The following is a 472-nucleotide window of genomic DNA, read 5'->3' as shown; positions in this document are numbered from 1 at the left end:
AATGCTAGTCACTGAAAAAAGAAGTACATTAAAAAAATTTACTTTTATTTTATGACTCTTCATTGGTGTTTTCTTATACTCTTTAGAATAATCAGAAATAATACTCCAATCGTCAATAATATAGAACAAACACCAACTAGTTAATGAGATAATAATTGTAGAGTAAGCATTAATAGTGCTGAACCACAGTGAAGATACACAAGAAAGATAAAATGCATATTGTAATGTTGACATAGAAAAAAGATCTTTTTGCAATAAAAAACTTGCTTGTTTAGTATCTAGTAAATCAATATTATTTTCTTCACTGTTTAGCTTATATATGTTTTTTTTAAAGTTATTTTCAAACACATTATTACTCTTAACTAACCCAATAAACTCTGAAATAAATTTAAATGTTAAAACACAGCTTGTAATACGAATAGCAAATACACCACTCATTAACTCTTCTTTCCAAAAATCTAAAGTAAGAAAA

Annotated in this window: 1 protein-coding gene; it reads right to left on the bottom strand. The window is 25.2% G+C overall.

What is annotated here, in order from left to right; all coding sequences use genetic code 11:
- On the bottom strand, positions 1-438 hold a 438-nt coding region (locus E5A76_RS04875), incomplete at its 3' end, for a hypothetical protein (RefSeq protein ID WP_161118257.1).
- Positions 439-472: the final 34 nt, after the last annotated feature.

Source organism: Photobacterium lucens (genome assembly GCF_009873615.1).
In the GTDB taxonomy this organism is placed as follows: Bacteria; Pseudomonadota; Gammaproteobacteria; order Enterobacterales; family Vibrionaceae; genus Photobacterium; species Photobacterium lucens.
Note: the sequence above shows the minus strand (reverse complement) of the source record. Positions and strands in the feature narration are given on the sequence as shown.